The organism is Serratia sp. CY29653, assembly GCF_052169255.1.
Lineage (GTDB): Bacteria > Pseudomonadota > Gammaproteobacteria > Enterobacterales > Enterobacteriaceae > Serratia > Serratia sarumanii.
Window position 1 is genome coordinate 293,430 of sequence record NZ_JBJNLC010000002.1, and the last position, 15,575, is coordinate 309,004.

Genomic DNA, 15,575 nt, shown 5'->3' on the forward strand with positions numbered 1-15,575 from the left:
GAAAATGCCAAGAAGACGCCTGCGGGCGTCTTTTTTTATGCCTGTAAAACATGCTGTTGCGTGTGCGTGCGCAATGATGCCCTCAACGTTGCACTGAAAGAAGTCATTATGCGCGTCATCATGCAAATCGGGTTTCTCATGGTGGTCGTCATCAATGTTTAAAGCGATGCTGGCGGGGAGGAATGCACTGGAAAAGTGTCTCACTAAGTGCTACGTTTTTACGGGAAGCCCATCGCAATGCGTACATTTAAAACTTGTTGGTTTAGCAGGAAAGCTCGGGCTCACGGCATCACCGATAAGGCGTTGTGTCGGGCAGTAAAAGATGTGCAACGGGGTTTGGCTGCAGATTTAGGCGGTGGCGTATTTAAAAAACGTCTTAATCATAATCGCGACCGCGCGTTGGTATTAGCGAAAAATGGTCGGCACTGGGTGTTTGTTTTTTTGTTTGCCAAGCAGGCCCAGACCAATATTACAGGGGCAGAATTACACGCTTTTCGCAAGTTAGCGATGCAGTTTGGCGCGTTGAGCGACGACCAGGTCGAATCCCTGGTTGTGAAAAAAGAATGGGTGGAGATTTGCCATGAAGCAGGAAAAAACGTTTCGGAGTCAGGCCTTTGAGGCGATTCACAGCGCCGCTGAAGGATTGCATCGTGCTGGCGCCATTTCTCTGGAAACCCTACGCAGTTTTGATGAGTCTTGCCTTGCTCCGGTCGAGATGTTGCAGCCCCAGGAGATCAAAGCGTTGCGCGAGCAGTTACGTTTAAGCCAACCGGTTTTTGCCCGTTATCTGAATACCAGCGTGTCGACCATACAGAAATGGGAGACGGGGGTGAAACGGCCGGGCGGCGTGTCGCTTAAGCTGCTTTCGATCGTACGCAAGCACGGGCTTGAGGTCTTGTTGTAGTGACCGTTTGGGCTGTCACTATTATCACATTATCCCCTCTGGCTTTGGTTCTCTGAAATGCCTGCCTCGCAATTATTCCAATAAAAACTATCGCTAATTAATAAGTTATATCTCTTCCGTTATCGCCTGCCATTGAAAAAATTCTCGCAAAAAATCCACACTGTGAAAATAAGATCACACAAGCGTAACAAAAGGTAAACAAACCCCTCCTATATTGGCTGCTTCGCTTTTGGGAGGGAGTGTCATGCGTAACTGGAACGAACCGAAAAAGAACAAAGCGCACATCGAACTGATCCCGATGATCGACGTGATGATGTTTTTATTGGTGTTTTTCGTCTTGATTAGCCTGAACGTCATTCCTGCGCTCGGGCTGAAAACGCAGCTGCCGTCCGCCGGCAGCGCGCAGCAACTGAAACCGCAGAAGAAAGCGATCATCACGCTGGGGGCCGACGAACAGCTGCAGCTGGATGGCCAGCCGATCGCGCTCGACGCGCTGGTCAACACGCTGAAGCAACAGCAGCAGGCCAACCAGACCACCACCATCATCGTCAACAGCGACAAGGGCGTGGCGGTCGAGCGGCTGGTGGCGGTGATGGACAACCTGCGCCAGGGCGGTTTCTTCTCCGTCTCCATCGCGACACGGAAGCTGTGACATGTATCTGCTCTATCGCTCACGTCATCTTTTCAGCTGGTTGCCGGCGCTGATTGTCGCCGGTTGCCTGCTGTTCGCCAGCCAGCAGGCGGCGCTGAAGATCCAGCCGCGCTACGACGAAACCGCCATCGAACTGGCGCTGGTGGAGCCTGAACCGGCGCCTGAACCTCAACCGGAAACGCCGCCGGAGCCCCAGCCAGAACCGCCGCCGCCCGAGCCGGAGCCGATCCCCGAACCGGTAGTGCCGGCGCCGGAGCCGATCGTGGAAGCCAAGCCGGTGCCGAAACCGCAGCCGAAGCCCAAACCCAAACCGGTGAAAGAGAAAGCCAAACCGGTAGAGAAGCCTAAACCGACGCCGGCGCCCGCCGCCCCGCGCGCGCTGGTCAGCAAACCGGCGGCGCAGCCCGCACCGACCGCCCCGGCCGCGCCGAAGGTGAATGCGCAGGCGATTGAAAACGGCTATCTGCTGGCCTTGCGCCGCGAGCTGGAACAGCGCAAGCGCTACCCAAGCGGGCGCCAGGCCTCGCTCGAGCGCCCGCAGGGCAACGTCGAAGTGTGGCTGGAGGTCGATCGCAGCGGGCGGGTGCTCTCTTCCGGCATCGCCAACAAAGCCGCCAGCATGCTGCTGAACCGCGCGGCGATGAGCAGCCTGCAAAGCATCAGTTCAGTAAAGCCGTTCCCGAGCGAGGCGTTCGCCGGGCAAACAACCAAAAGATTTACCGCGACGTTCAATTATCAGGCGCCTTAGCGCAAGGGTTAATCGTTTGATTTTTATGGGATGCACACAATGAAATCGTTTAATCGTTCTGGGATCTATCTGGCGGTGATGTCGGCGATGCTGCCGGGCGCCGCGCTGGCGGCCGACGCCACCGATGTCGGCACCATCAGCGTCAAGGGGCAGTCGCTCGGCGGCGGCATGATGGTGCAGGATGACAGCGCCAAGGCGCGCTCCACCGTCACCAAAGAAGCGATGGACAAAATGCCGTCGGCGGCCAACGCCATCGATAAGCTGAAATACACGCCGGGCCTGAACGTCAACAGCAACGACGCCAGCGGCCTGAGCGGCGTGGACTACACCATGCGCGGCATGAACTCGGATCAGATCGGCCTGTCGATGGACGGCATCCCGATCAACGACTCCGGCAACTACGCGGTATACCCGAACCTGCTGGGCGATGCGGAGAACCTGGAAGAGGTGTTCGTCACCCAGGGCTCCTCCGAAGCGGACGGCCCGCACATCGGCTCGAGCGGCGGCAACATTGGCCTGGTGACGCGCCGCCCGGCGAAAGACTTCGGCGGTTTCCTCAAGCAGACGCTGGGCAGCAATAATCTGAGCAAAACCTTTGCCCGCCTGGAGACTGGCGAATACAACGGTTTCAGCAACTGGATATCTTATTCGCACACCGAGGCGAAGAAGTGGCGCGGCGAAGGGCGCCTGTACTCCGACAAGTTCGAGATGAACTCGCTGTATGAAGACGGCAACGGCAACAGCAGCAATCTGGTGATGAAGTACAACCGCCAGAACAACACCAACTACAACACCCTGAGCAAGGCGCAGTTCCAAAACGATGGGCGTGGTACCGATTACGCCACCACGCCGGAGTACAACAGCAAAGGGCAGTTGAACAAGTATTACAAGATCGAACGCAACCCGTTCGAGAACTTCACGCTATCGTTCACCCAGAAACTGCAGCTGCGCGACGACCTGTCGCTGACCCTGCAGCCGTATTACTACTGGGGCAACGGCGGCAGTTTCAACGGCCAGACGGCGTCGGTATTGTCCAGCACGTCGGACAGGGCCGGGCAGTATGACCTCAGCAACCTGCAGTCCAACACCTATTACCGCCCGTCGTGGACCCAAACCTGGCGGCCGGGCATCACCACCAAGCTGAAGTGGGACATCAACGAGCAGCACAGCCTGGATATCGGCTACTGGTATGAGCGTGCGCGCCAGCTGCAAACCCAACCGTTCATCAGCATCAAGGACGACGGCAACCCGGCGCAGATTTGGGGAAAACCTGGCGGCTCCGATCAGGTGAAGGACGCCAACGGCAATACGGTGCAGGGGCGCAACCAGTACACCATCACCCCGGCGCAGAAGGTGTGGCTGCAGGACACCTGGTTCGCCACGCCGGACTGGACCTTCGTCGGCGGCCTGGCCTATCAGTATGTGGAGCGCAAAGGGGACAACCGCGGTAGCCTGTACAACGTGCCGGAGAAGCGCAAAGCCACCTATCATGAATTCCTGCCGAACTTCAGCGCCAGCTACAAGGTGAACCAGGAAAACCAGGTGTTCTACAACCTGACGCGCAACATGCGCACGCCGCCCAACTACGTGCTGTACAACGTCGGCGACTCGCTCAGCACCAAGCCGGAACTGAGCTGGAACCATGAATTGGGCTGGCGTTTCCAACAAGAGGACATGCTGCTGAGCGCCACGCTGTTCTACATGCGTTACAGCGATCGCCAGATCTCCACCACCAACGCGGCCGGCGACTACGAGATGATGAACATCGGCAACGTGGAGAACAAAGGGCTGGAGCTGGAGTGGAGCGGCCAGTTGCCGCATAACTTCAACTACTACACCTCGTATACCTACACCGAATCGAAGCAGAAGAACGATATCGTCAGCAACGGCGGGCTGCCGCTGCCGACCTCCGGCAAAGAGGTGCCGAACGTGCCGAAAAACCTGCTGAACATGACGCTGGGTTATGACGACGGGCTGTATTACGGCAGCGTCAGCGGCAAGTACGTCAGTTCGTTCTACGGCGATCTGACCAACGACGAGAAGATCGGCGGCCGCACGGTGTTCGATCTGGCGGCGGGTGTGCATCTGCCGGTGGACAAGAAAATCGTCAAAAGCGCCGCGCTGCGCTTTGGCATCAGCAACCTGTTTGACAAGGAATACCTGACCTCGGTGCGCACCACCACCTTCAACGCGGCGCCTTACGGCGGCGTGAGGGCCAGCACGCCGTATTACAACGTCGGCGAAGAACGCACCTTCAGCGTCTCGCTGGAAGCCACCTTTTAACTGAATGCCCCGCCGCCTGCCGGGCGGCGGGGAAGAGGAGCCCTGTATGGACGCCAATCTGTTGCACGACATTATTTTCTACGTGATGTACGCCGCGCTGGCGATTGCGCTGGTGATCATCATCGAACGCACGCTGTACTTCGCCTACACCCAGCGTCAGGCGCGCCGGCTGGAGCAGGCGCTGACGCCGGACGTGCGCCGCGCCGCCGATCTGCCGGACGAGCTGACCCAGCGCAACAGCCTGCCGATGACGGTGATCGCGCCGGTACTGGCGCAGAAACACCACGCCGGCGACCGCGAGGCGATCGGCGATCTGATCGACGCCCAGTACCTGCTGAGCAAGCCGCCGATGGCGCGCGGCCTGTGGCTGCTGGAAACCGTGGTCACCGCCGCGCCGCTGCTGGGGTTGCTGGGCACGGTGATGGGGATCATCGAAACCTTCAAGGCGCTGGCCGCCTCGGGGGTGTCCGAGCCGAGCCTGGTGTCGGCCGGGATGGGCACCGCGCTGTACGCCACCGGCCTCGGCATCGCCATCGCGCTGCTGTGCCTGGTGGCCAACAACTTTCTGCAGAGCCGCATGGAGCGCATCAACGAACTGCTGAAGGTGCTGCTGATCCGCGCCGGCCAACCGGCCAGCCGCCCGGAGAGCGGCAGCGGCGAACAATGGGTTGACAACGGGGCGCCGCGCTATGCCTAATGGCCATCCAGTACGGCGGCCGCTCGGCCGCCTTTATACGGCATTGTGGGGCGGATGTTTGTTGATGTTGAGCCAGAGCGCCGCGGCGCGTTTTGCTATTCCCGGCTATGAGCTGGTGTACACCGCACCGGTGGAAACCGCGCTGCAGGCCGACGATCTGCGCAACACCGCCGAGGTGTGGCGCGAGATGTTCGACGCGGCGAAAACCCGCATCGATCTGGGGCAGTTTTACGTGGCGAATCAGGACGGTTCGCTGCTGGACGGCGTGCTGCAGCACCTGAAGGCGGCCGGCGAACGCGGGGTGAAAATCCGCTTTTTGCTGGAAGAGAAGGGCCTTCGCATGTCTACCGCCGAGACGCTGGAACAGCTGAAGGCGATCCCCAATCTGGAGCTGCGCATCATTTCTTACCAGAAGCTGAGCGGCGGCATTCTGCACGCCAAATATCTGCTGGTGGACGGCGAGCAGGCGTTCGTCGGCAGCCAGAACTTCGACTGGCGCGCGCTGGAACACATTCACGAAACCGGGCTGCGCATCAGCGACGCCAAGGTGGTGGGGCAGATCCAGGCGATCTTCGAGCAGGATTGGCAGGCGCAGGCGCTGCTGGCGCAGGATAAGCCGGTGCCGCCGCTGTCAGATGCGCCGACGACGGCGCCGACGCAGGGCAACTATCTGGCGGCCAGCCCGCGCGCCTACAACCCGGCGGGGGTGATTGACTCGCAGGCCGAGCTGCCGCGCTTGCTGGCCGGCGCCAAGCGGCGGGTGCGGGTGCAGGTGATGGACTACGCGCCGCTGTCGTTCGGCCCGGAACGCAGCCGCCCCTTCTATGCGGTGATCGACAACGCGCTGCGCAGCGCGGCGGCGCGCGGGGTGCAGATTGAGCTGATGGTGGCCAACTGGAACACCAAAAAGCCGGATATTGCCTGGCTGAAGAGCCTGGCGCTGGTGCCGAATGTGCAGATCAAGGTGGTGACCATTCCGCCGGCCAGCAGCGGCTTCATTCCGTTCGCCCGCGTCATCCACAGTAAGCTGATGACCATCGACGATGAGATTGCATGGGTGGGCACCAGCAACTGGACCGGCGGCTATCTGGACAACTCGCGCAATCTGGAGCTGGTGATGCACAGCGCGGCGATGAGCGGGCGGTTGGACAAGCTGTACCAACAGCTGTGGAACAGCGTCTACGCCGAACCGTTGCGGCTGGATTACGACTACCCGCCGCCCAAGCCGGGCGGCGAATCCTGATGAGCAGGGCGCGGTTCACCTCCGCGCCCTGTGTTTTTTAGCGCCGCCAGCCGGCCTTCTCCAGCGCCGTCACCAGCTGCTCGGCGCTCAACCCTTCCGCCCGGTGGCCGTTGCCGCTGACGGTATTGGCCGCCAGCAACGCATTGACGATCGCTTCTTCCACCGCTTCCGCCGCGGCGGCGAACAGCGCCGAAATATAGTCGTTGTTCACCATGCGCAGCGGCGTGGTGAAGGCGCCTTTGTTGGCGTAGTCGGCGGGCGGCAGGCCGTCGTTGCCGGTAGCGAAGGCGATGAAAATGTCGCCGCTCGAATCCTCGGTGCCGCCGCCGGTGCGGGCGATGCCGATGCTGGCGCGCTGCGCCAGCCGCGCACACTGGTGCGGCAGCAGCGGCGCGTCGGTCGCCAGCGCCACCACGATGGAGCCCATGCCGGGATGCGGCAACTGCGGCGTGAACGGCGAGGGGAGATGCCCCAGGTGCCGGCCCACCGGGTAACCGCCTACCAGCAGCGACTCGCGCTTGCCGTGGTTGGCCTGCACGATGGCGCCCACCGTCCAGCCGCCCTGATCGGCGGGCAAGCGGCGCGACGCGGTGCCGCTGCCGCCTTTGAATTCATGGCAGATCATGCCGCTGCCGCCGCCGACCGCGCCCTCCTGCGGCAAGCCGCCCCGGGCCGCCTGCTGCGCCTGGCGCACGTGCTCGGCCTTGACGTGAAAGCCGTTGATGTCGTTGAGCAGGCCGTCGAAGGTTTCCATCACCACCGGCATATTCCAATACACCGCGTTATCGCCCGCGGGCAGCGTTTCACGCTCCAGCGCGATCAGCGCATCGCGCACCACGCCCACGCTGTGGGTGTTGGTGAAGGCGATCGGGCTGGTCAGCAGGCCCGCTTCGCGCACCCATTCCAGGCCGGTGGCGTCGCCGTTGCCGTTCAGCACGTGCACCCCGGCGAAGCAGGGCGCGTGGCGCGCGGAACCGGGGCGCGGTTCGATCACCGTCACGCCGGTGCGCACGCTGCGCCCGTCCGCCAAATCGGCATGGATGCTGGCATGGCCGACGCGCACGCCGGGCACGTCGGTGATGGCGTTCAGCGGGCCGGGCGTGCCCTGTCCGATGATAATGCCCAGATCCTGAGCGCGCTGCGTCATGGTTATTCTCCTTCTATTGAGGGGGCGGCGAGGGGCGCCGGTTGGCGGCCGCGCAGATGGTTCAGCGCCAGCCCGAAGCCGATGATGCCGGCAATGATAATAAAGTCTTTCAGGCTGCTGGCGATCAAAATCGTCCACAGCACGTACAGGCAGCACAGCAGCGCCACCACCACCGGCAGCGGCCATAGCGGCATCAGGTACGGGTGGTGGAAGTGGCGGCGATGGCGGCTGATCAGCGCCGCCACCGCCATGATGATGTACACCAGCAGCAGCAGGATCACGGTGAACGAGGTCAGCGATTCGAGATCGGAGCAAAACGCCAGCAGCGCCGACGGCACGCCGAACAGCAGGGTGGCGATCCAGGGGGTGCCGAAGCGCGGGTGGATGATTTTCAGCGCCCGGTTAAACGTCGGCAGCCAGAAGCCGTCGCGCCCGCTGGCGAACATCATGCGGCTGAACTGCGCCACGATGGCGATGATGGCGTTGAACACCGACAGATAAATCGCGCCGCTTACCACCCGCGCCAACGTCGGGCCGCCGAGCTCGGTGACCACATAGCCGACCGGATCGGCCTGTTTGGCCATCTCCGTCAACGACGGCGAGCCGATCAGCAGGGCGGTGAACGGCACCAGTTCCACCAGCACCACGATGGCCAGCGTCAGCATGATCGCGATCGCCATCGGCCTGCCCTGTTCGCGCATGTCTTCCGCCATGTACACCGCCGCGCCGTAGCCGTTGTAGGAGAACAGCGCGACCCCGACCATGGCGACGATCAGCGGCAGCGACACCGGCGCCAGGCTGCCCTGCGCGTCCAGCATCACCGGCGCGGTGAGGATCTCCGTGCTCTGATGCGGGTGGCTGAAGCCGAGCCAGGCGATCAGCGCCAGCACCGCCACTTCCACCACCAGAAAGGCGCCGGTCAGCAGGGCGTTGGCCTTGATGTTGAAAATGGCGCAGATGCCGCCGACCAGCACGGTGAGCATGCCGGCGGTCGAGGCGTCGAACTGGGTGCCCAGCGCGGTGTTCAGGTAGGGCACCGCGCCGGTGGCCAGCACCGCCGGCACGAACAGTGAGGCGCTGAGGATAAACAGATAGGTCTGCAATCCGCACATGGTGCCGAACAGGCGCTTGATGATGCTGTATTCGCCGCCGGCGCTGGGGTGTGCGGCGCCGAGTTCGGCATAGCACAGCGCGATGGCGGCGGCGACGCAGGCGGCGATCAGAAACGACAGAAAGGCGCCGCTGCCGGCGTTGGCGATCGCCAGCGGGGCGATGACGAAGATCGAACTGGCCGGCGTCACGCCGGACGCGGTGATCATCACCACGTCGAGGACGCTGAGATTGCCTTTGAAGGTGTGTTCAGGGGCGGACTCTTTCATGGGATAACGACTCCATTAACGTGTGAGTGAATTATTGTTTTGCTGCACAGGCTGTACGCAGGAATCAAATGGAGCGCGCGGAAAATCCCCTGCGCCTTTCAAGCCGCAGCGTTGTTGGCCGCAGATCATTCGCACCAGTCACTTACTTAAGTAAGCTCCTGGAGACGAATGACTTTGCCGCCTGGCTGCAACTTGAAATTCGTTGGGGATAAGTTTGTTATTTTTATCCCGACGGGAAGCTGAAGCTGGCGCGCCGGGCATCGCCGGAGGACGGCCAGCGCTGGGTCACGGTCTTGCGTTTGGTGTAGAACCTGACGGCGTCCGGGCCGTAGGCGTGCAGATCGCCGAACAGCGAGCGCTTCCAGCCGCCGAACGAGTGGTAGGCCACCGGCACCGGCAGCGCCACGTTGATCCCCACCATGCCGACCTGAATGCGGCTGGAGAAGTAGCGCGCCGCCTCGCCGTCGCGGGTGAACAGACAGGTGCCGTTGCCGTATTCGTGGACGTCGATCAAGGCCATCGCCTCCGGCAGCGACGCCGCGCGCACCACGCCGAGCACCGGGCCGAAGATCTCCTCCTGATAGATGCGCATGCCGGGCGTCACGCGATCGAACAGCGTCGGGCCGAGGAAATAGCCCTGGCTGGGGCGGCCGTCCGCGCCGGTCACGCGCAGTTCGCGGCCGTCCACCAGCAGCTCGGCGCCTTCGGCCACGCCCTGATCGATATAGCCTTTCACCTTCTGATAATGCTGTTGGGTCACCAGCGGCCCCATGTCGTTGCGGTTGTCGCTGCCGGGGCCGACGCGCATGGCGGCCATCTGTTGCCGCAGCCCGGCGATCAGCGCTTCGGCGGTGCCGTCGCCCACCGCCACCACCAGCGGGATGGCCATGCAGCGCTGGCCGCAGGAGCCGAAGGCGGCGCCCATCAGCGCGCCGACCGCGCCGGGGATATCGGCGTCCGGCAGTACCACCGCGTGGTTCTTGGCGCCGCCCAACGCCTGCACCCGTTTGTTCTGCGCGCAGCCGGTGTGGTAGATGTGTTCCGCCACCGGCGTCGAACCGACGAAGCTGATCGCTTTGACGCGCCCGTCATGCAGCAGCGTCTCCACCGCTTCGCGATCGCCGTTGACCACGTTGAGCACCCCCGGCGGCAGCCCGGCTTCCGCCGCCAGCCGTGCGATATACAGCGCGGCGGAAGGCACGCGCTCGGAAGGCTTCAGCACGAAAGTGTTGCCGCACGCCACCGCCATCGGCCACATCCACAGCGGCACCATCGCCGGGAAGTTGAACGGCGTGATGCCCGCCACCACCCCCAGCGGTTGAAACTCGCTCCAGCTGTCGATGCCCGGGCCGGCCTCTTTGCTGTGTTCGCCCTTCAGCAGTTCCGGCACATAGCCGGCGTATTCGATATTCTCGATGCCGCGCTGCAGTTCGCCCAGGGCATCGCTGAGCACCTTGCCGTGCTCGGCGGTGATCAGTTGGCAGATGGCATCGGCGTGCTGCTCCAGCAGATCCTTGAGCTTCATCATGATGCGCGCGCGCTTCAGCGGCGGGGTGTCGCGCCAGGCGGGATAGGCCTGTTCGGCGGCGGCGATGGCGCGCTCCACCGTGGCGCGGTCGGCCAACTGCACCTCCTGCGCCGATTGGCCGGTGGCCGGGTCGTAAACCGGCTGGCTGCGTTCGCCGCCGGCGGCGGGCTCGCCGTTGATCCAATGGGTAATGGTCATGGTTCTCTCCTTATTCGGTGGCGTTGAGGGCGTCGCCCACGGCGTTGATCAGCGCATCGATCTGCGCTTCGCTGCTGATGAACGGCGGCGCCAGCTGTAGGGTGTCGCCGCCGTAGCGCACGTAAAATCCGCTTTCCCAGCAGCGCATCGCCGCCTCGAAGGGGCGCCGCGCCGGTTCGCCGGGCCGTGCCGCCAGCGTAATGCCGGCCGCCAGGCCGATGTTGCGAATGTCGGCGACGTGTTTGGCTCCCTGCAGGCTGTGCACCGCGCGCTCGAAATAGGGCGCCAGCGCCTGTACACGCTCCACCATCTGTTCGCGCTGCAGGATGTCCAGCGTCGCCAGCGCGACCGCACAGCTGACCGGGTGGGCGGAGTAGGTGTAGCCGTGCGGGAATTCGAGCTGGTAGTCCGGCTCGCCGCCGTTCATGAAGGTTTGGTAGATCTCCGGCCGCACCACCACTGCGCCCATCGGCTGCGCGCCGTTGGTCACCTGTTTGGCGATGTTCATGATGTCCGGCGTGACGCCGAACGCCTCGGCGCCGGTCATCGCGCCGCAGCGGCCGAAGGCGGTGATCACTTCGTCGAAGATCAGCAGGATGTCATGCTGGGTGCAGATTTCGCGCAGGCGCTGCAGGTAGCCGACCGGCGGCACGATCACCCCGGCGGAGCCGGAGAAGGGTTCGACGATCACCGCGGCGATCGTTGAGGCGTCGCGCAGCGCGATGATGCGGTTGAGCTCTTCCGCCAGCTCCGCCCCCTGTTGCGGCATGCCGCGCGAAAAGGCGTTGCCGGCCAGCAAGGTGTGCGGCAGGTGGTCCGCCTCGGCGCCGGCGCCGAACGTCTTGCGGTTGCCGGCGATGCCGCCGACCGAGATACCGCCGAAGTTAACGCCGTGATAGCCCTTTTCCCGGCCGATAAAGCAGGTTTTGCCCGCCTGGCCTTTGGCGCGCCAGTACGCGCGCGCCATTTTCAGCGAGGTGTCCGCCGCTTCCGAGCCGGAGCCGGTGAAGAACACGTAATCCAGCCCTGCCGGCGTCAGTGCCTTGATCTTGTTGGCCAGTTCGAACGACAGCGGGTGGCCGAACTGAAACGCCGGCGAGTAATCCAGCGTCGCCAGCTGGCGCTGGGCGGCATCGGTGATTTCCTGCCGGCCGTGCCCCAATCCGCAGCACCATAATCCGGACAGGCCGTCGAAAATCTTTCTGCCGTCATGGCTGGTGTAATACGCCCCCGCGGCCTGAGTAATGATGCGCGGCTGCGCTTTAAAATTACGGTTGCCGGTAAAAGGCATCCAATGGGCCTCTAACCCTTCGGCATCGAGACTATTTAGCGGGTGATTTTCAGCGGCCATGTTTTCCTCCGAACAGGAAAATAAGAGCGATTAATGAAATAAACCGAGTTGTTAACGAATTGTTGTGCGAAATTGACTATGTACCGCTTGTTCTCTACTGTGAATAATCATATGTCGAAACTTACTTAAGGTTTTATGCAAGTAAAAAAGCGTGCGCTGTTAGGGCAATTGTCGGATATGGATCTGCGTTTGCTGCGGGTATTCAAGGCCGTGGTCGACTGCGGCGGCATGAGCGCCGCCGAACTGGAGCTGAACATCAGCCTGTCGACCATCAGCAAGCACATCAAGGATCTGGAGCAGCGGCTGGGCCTGACGCTGTGCCAGCGCGGGCGCGAGGGCTTTGCGGTCACCGACGAGGGGCTGTTGATCTACCAGGAAACGGTCAACCTGCTGGCGGCCACCGAGGCGTTCCGGCGCGGGGTGGACGAGGTACACCAGCGCCTGGGCGGGCAGCTGCACGTGGCGATATTCGACCATACGGTCAGCAATCCGCAGGCGCAGATCGGCCGAGCCATCGCGTTATTCAGCGAGCGCGCGCCGGAGGTTTCTTTGCAAATGTACGTGGAGCCGATTAATACCATTGAACGCGGCGTAATTGACGGGCAATTTCAGGTTGGCGTTATTCCCATGCACCGCAGCGCGGAAAGTTTATCTTATCATTCGTTATTCAGTGAGAGGATGTTCTTATATTGCGGCGCGCAGCATGAATTATTTACCGCCCCCCATGAAACATTAAATTGGGATCTGCTGCACAATTATGCCTTCGCTGGATTAGGCTACCATTCGCCGAATATGGAACTGAGCCTGCAGCAACATTTGCATCGCAAGGCGACGGGGTTCGCGCAGGAGTCGATCGCCACGCTGATCCTCTCCGGCAAATACGTCGGCTTTTTGCCGGATCACTACGCGGCGTTTTTCGTGGCGCAGAACCTGATGCGGGCGATCAAACCGGCGCTGTTCCGCTATCACTGCGAATACTCCAGCGTGCTGCGCCGCTCGCCGGTGCCGCAGCGGGTGGTGAAGCTGTTCCATGAGTGCCTGCTGGCGGCCCACGGAACAGCGTGACGCTTACTGCTCTTTCTTCTTGCCGAAGATTTTGATCAGCGCGCCGACCAGGATGCCGACCGCGATGCCGGCGAAGATCCAGCCGATGATGCCCATTTCCTTACTCCTGCTAGTGCGTTGATCTGATTATACCCGTCATACTTGAAACTGCATCTGTGTTGGCTGCGAGTGCGTACGCCAGTCACTGACTTGAGTAAGCTCTGGCGAGCCGCCTCTTGCCGCCGGGATGCCGCTCCAACTATTTAGGGTAGAAATAATCATTCGACGCGAAACGCCTCTTCGATCATCCGTTGCCGCTGCGCCGGCGCATAGTCGATCCAGGAATTCTTGCTGTTGGATTTGTCCAGCGCCACCGCCAGTTCCTGGCCGGAAATCGGCAAATCGTCCAGCCAGAACGGCGCGATGGCGTGGCGGGTGATGAAATCGGTCAGGTAGCTCTCCGGGCTGCCCTGCCAGTGCGGATACAGGCGCGCGGCCAGCTCGGCCATCAGCGCGCGTTGCTGCGGCTGTTCGCTGCTTTCCAACAGGGCGAGGAACGGCAGCAGCAGACGGCCGCAGACCTGGCCGTGGTGGTAGTCGCGCAGCGCGCCGATCTCGCCGGCGATGCCGTGGATCACCCCCAGCCCGGCGGCGCTCAGCGTCAGCCCCCCAAGGTACGAAGCTTGCATAATCGCTTCGCGCGCCGCGTCGCTGCGGTTGAGCGCCGGCCAGGCGGCGAGGAAGTGGCGGATGCCGCTCAGCGACATGTCGCGCGTCATGGCGCCGGCGGTTTTCGACAGATAGGCCTCGAACAGGTGGGTGAAGGCGTCGATGGCGCAGTAGGCCAGTACCTTGTCCGGCGCGCCCGCCAGCAGCTGCGGATCGAGAATGGCGGTGTGCGGCACGAAGTTATTGTGGCGCAGCGAGGCCTTCACTTTGCTGACCTGAGTGTCGGTGATCACCGCGTTCTGCGTCACCTCGCTGCCGGTGCCGGCGGTGGTGGGAATGGCGATCAGCGGCAGGGTGGCACCGCTGATTTTGCTGTCGCCCACCTTTTCCATATAGCGCAGCGTCGGCAGCGGATGCTCCACCAGCGCGGAGAACGCCTTGGCGGCGTCCAGCACGCTGCCGCCGCCGATGGCCACCACGCGCCGCGCCTGGCCGCGCCAGCGCGCCACCCAGGCGTCAATTTCCTGCGGTGACGCCTCGTGGCTGACGATCTCGGTGCCGATGAACAGTGGCGCCAGCGATTCGCGCAGGCCGGCGTACACCGGGCCGTTGAGAAAAGATCGGCAGCTGAACAGCAGCGTCGGCTGCGGATCGGCAAGCAGCAGCGGCGGCAGTTGCCGGATGCTGCCGTGGCCGAACCAGGTCTGGCGGTTGGCGATGATGTGGCTGACGGACATGAGGTCTCCTTGACGGCGTTGCAGGGCGCGATGCCACAGCATAAGCCAGCGGGCGCGGAGCGGCCACCGCTTTCCCCGCTGCGGCAACTTGTGAGTTGTTTAACATGTAAACGATCGCGTTCTTGCATTTCGGCGCGCCTGATGCTTTTTTTAACAGTACCGGCCGTCATGCGGCCAACCCCATCCGAAATCGGTAGATTGTTAATGTATTAATAATGGCGAGGCGGGTATGGATATTCAGGTTGAACGCTTGTCTGCGGTGATCGATGCGGTGGCCAGCCCGCGCTTTTATCCCAGCCTGTTGAACTGGCTGGAAGGGTTTTTCGCCTTCGACAACGCCATCGTTTATGCCTTCGAACGCGGCCGGCCGCCGCGCTGCCTGATCAAAACCGAGCGGGAAAACAGCGATGCGGTCAACCAGCTCTACCAACAGGGCGCCTATCTGCAGGATCCGTTTTACCGCGCGCTGAACGACGGCGGCGCAGGCGAGGTGCTCACGCTGCGCCAGCTGGCGCCCTGCGGGTTTTATCACAGCGACTATTACCGTAATTTTTATCGCAAGACCGGCTGGCACGACGAGGCCGGCGTGCTGCTGCAGCTGACGCCGGAGCGCGGGCTGGGGGTGTTCTTCGGCTCGGCGCGCCGCACGGTGGCGGTGCGCTACCCGCAGCGGGCGGATCTGCGCAGCGCGCTGACGCTGGTGAAAAGCGTGGCGCGGCTGCACGGCGAAGTGGTGGCGGCGCCGGCCGAGGCCGACACGGGGAACGACGATGGCGCGCAGGCGCGTTATCTGCTGACGCCGCGCGAGCGCGAGATTGTCGATCTGATCCTCGCCGGCTGCGGTTCGCAGCAGATTGCCGACCGGCTGTTCATCAGCCTCGGCACGGTAAAAAATCACCGCAAGAACATCTACGGCAAGCTGAACATCGGCTCGCAGGCCGAACTGTTCAGCCTGTTGCTGACCGCCCCGCAGCGCCGCAGCGCGTGAATGTATC

At 62.5% G+C, this 15,575-nt stretch carries 14 protein-coding genes; 9 read left to right on the forward strand and 5 right to left on the reverse strand.

Annotated features, from left to right (window positions below; translation table 11 throughout):
* Positions 1-237: 237 nt before the first annotated feature.
* The 7 genes from ACJ8HN_RS14935 (at position 238) to ACJ8HN_RS14965 (ending at position 6,527) form a co-directional block, all read left to right on the forward strand.
* On the forward strand, positions 238-618 hold the full coding sequence (locus tag ACJ8HN_RS14935; protein ID WP_072021590.1) for a type II toxin-antitoxin system RelE/ParE family toxin: 381 nt from the start codon (positions 238-240) through the stop codon (positions 616-618).
* Positions 581-904 (forward strand): helix-turn-helix domain-containing protein, encoded by a 324-nt coding sequence (locus tag ACJ8HN_RS14940; RefSeq protein ID WP_047569482.1) that lies wholly within the window; start codon positions 581-583, stop codon positions 902-904. The genes ACJ8HN_RS14935 and ACJ8HN_RS14940 overlap by 38 nt, the downstream gene beginning before the upstream one ends.
* Before the next feature lie 244 nt (positions 905-1,148).
* Positions 1,149-1,556 (forward strand): ExbD/TolR family protein, encoded by a 408-nt coding sequence (locus tag ACJ8HN_RS14945; protein ID WP_004933244.1) that lies wholly within the window; start codon positions 1,149-1,151, stop codon positions 1,554-1,556.
* Position 1,557: 1 nt separating this feature from the next.
* On the forward strand, positions 1,558-2,304 hold the full coding sequence (locus ACJ8HN_RS14950) for an energy transducer TonB family protein (RefSeq protein ID WP_049194524.1): 747 nt from the start codon (positions 1,558-1,560) through the stop codon (positions 2,302-2,304).
* Between the two features lie 39 nt (positions 2,305-2,343).
* Complete coding sequence (locus ACJ8HN_RS14955) at positions 2,344-4,587, forward strand: TonB-dependent receptor family protein (protein WP_039567550.1); 2,244 nt, start codon at positions 2,344-2,346, stop codon at positions 4,585-4,587.
* Positions 4,588-4,633: 46 nt separating this feature from the next.
* Positions 4,634-5,284: a MotA/TolQ/ExbB proton channel family protein gene (locus tag ACJ8HN_RS14960; protein ID WP_440481577.1), complete on the forward strand. Its 651-nt coding sequence runs from the start codon at positions 4,634-4,636 to the stop codon at positions 5,282-5,284.
* Positions 5,277-6,527 (forward strand): phospholipase D-like domain-containing protein, encoded by a 1,251-nt coding sequence (locus ACJ8HN_RS14965; protein ID WP_103774089.1) that lies wholly within the window; start codon positions 5,277-5,279, stop codon positions 6,525-6,527. The genes ACJ8HN_RS14960 and ACJ8HN_RS14965 overlap by 8 nt, the downstream gene beginning before the upstream one ends.
* Before the next feature lie 37 nt (positions 6,528-6,564).
* On the opposite strand, the gene ACJ8HN_RS14970 is transcribed toward ACJ8HN_RS14965, so the two are convergent.
* The 4 genes from ACJ8HN_RS14970 to ACJ8HN_RS14985 form a co-directional block, all read right to left on the reverse strand.
* Positions 6,565-7,674 carry a DmpA family aminopeptidase gene (locus ACJ8HN_RS14970; RefSeq protein WP_033652835.1) on the reverse strand — a complete coding sequence of 370 codons (1,110 nt, stop codon included), beginning with the start codon at positions 7,672-7,674 and terminating at the stop codon, positions 6,565-6,567.
* 2 nt (positions 7,675-7,676) lie between these two features.
* Complete coding sequence (locus ACJ8HN_RS14975; protein ID WP_442523648.1) at positions 7,677-9,053, reverse strand: APC family permease; 1,377 nt, start codon at positions 9,051-9,053, stop codon at positions 7,677-7,679.
* Positions 9,054-9,276: 223 nt separating this feature from the next.
* Positions 9,277-10,779: a CoA-acylating methylmalonate-semialdehyde dehydrogenase gene (locus ACJ8HN_RS14980; RefSeq protein ID WP_432502212.1), complete on the reverse strand. Its 1,503-nt coding sequence runs from the start codon at positions 10,777-10,779 to the stop codon at positions 9,277-9,279.
* 10 nt (positions 10,780-10,789) lie between these two features.
* Positions 10,790-12,130 (reverse strand): aspartate aminotransferase family protein, encoded by a 1,341-nt coding sequence (locus ACJ8HN_RS14985; RefSeq protein WP_039567533.1) that lies wholly within the window; start codon positions 12,128-12,130, stop codon positions 10,790-10,792.
* A 135-nt stretch (positions 12,131-12,265) separates the two neighbouring features.
* Between ACJ8HN_RS14985 and ACJ8HN_RS14990 the strand changes: the two genes are divergently transcribed.
* Positions 12,266-13,195 (forward strand): LysR family transcriptional regulator, encoded by a 930-nt coding sequence (locus tag ACJ8HN_RS14990; protein WP_060426839.1) that lies wholly within the window; start codon positions 12,266-12,268, stop codon positions 13,193-13,195.
* A 257-nt stretch (positions 13,196-13,452) separates the two neighbouring features.
* On the opposite strand, the gene ACJ8HN_RS14995 is transcribed toward ACJ8HN_RS14990, so the two are convergent.
* Positions 13,453-14,580 (reverse strand): iron-containing alcohol dehydrogenase, encoded by a 1,128-nt coding sequence (locus tag ACJ8HN_RS14995; RefSeq protein WP_033652841.1) that lies wholly within the window; start codon positions 14,578-14,580, stop codon positions 13,453-13,455.
* Between the two features lie 229 nt (positions 14,581-14,809).
* Here ACJ8HN_RS14995 and ACJ8HN_RS15000 point away from each other — a divergent pair, with 229 nt between their 5' ends.
* Entirely contained in the window at positions 14,810-15,568 is a 759-nt protein-coding gene (locus ACJ8HN_RS15000) for a helix-turn-helix transcriptional regulator (RefSeq protein ID WP_043148191.1), read from the forward strand.
* The last annotated feature ends 7 nt before the right edge of the window (positions 15,569-15,575 follow it).